This is a genomic window from Limnohabitans planktonicus II-D5, assembly GCF_001270065.2.
GTDB lineage: Bacteria > Pseudomonadota > Gammaproteobacteria > Burkholderiales > Burkholderiaceae_C > Limnohabitans_A > Limnohabitans_A planktonicus.
In genome coordinates, this window is record NZ_LFYT02000127.1 from 1 (window position 1) to 716 (window position 716).

General features: G+C 61.6%; 1 protein-coding gene. It reads left to right on the forward strand.

The annotated features are described in order from the left end of the window. Positions 1-716, forward strand: a 716-nt coding sequence (locus H663_RS41930) for a hypothetical protein (protein ID WP_165803991.1), incomplete at both ends; no start/stop codon positions are given.

Below are 716 nucleotides of genomic sequence, written 5' to 3' on the forward strand. Positions count from 1 at the left end.
GCCGCAGCCTCAGACGTGGCAGGCATTGCCAACAAGGCAGACGCCTTGTCTGCGATGGGCATCGACCACATCGACCTGGGCGGCAGCAACAACGTGTCAGTGAGCATCGATCAGGTCGAGGCCAACGCCTTGATCCATGCTGGACTGGACTTTGCAGCGGGCGACACCATCACGCTGAACGTGGACACAGCTGCTTCGGGCACGCACCTGAGCAACAGCCTCAAAGACCTGAACAAGCTGGGCGTGGACGCGATCATGGTGACAGGTGGCGACCAGATCAACGTGGACCTGGGCGCAGGGGCCTTGTCTGCCAGCGGCACAGGCGGCATCAACTTTGAGCTGCCCACCTTGTTTGGTGACCTCAACGGCGACCGCGTGCTGAGCGAGCGCGAAGACGCAGCCCTGAGCGTGACCTTGAACGCTCAAGCTGGGGACTTGGCAGGCATTGCCAACAAGGCAGACGCCTTGTCTGCGATGGGCATCGACCACATCGACCTGGGCGGCAGCAACAACGTGTCAGTGAGCATCGATCAGGTCGAGGCCAACGCCTTGATCCATGCTGGACTGGACTTTGCAGCGGGCGACACCATCACGCTGAACGTGGACACAGCTGCTTCGGGCACGCACCTGAGCAACAGCCTCAAAGACCTGAACAAGCTGGGCGTGGACGCCATCATGGTGACAGGTGGCGACCAGATCAACGTGGACCTGGGCGC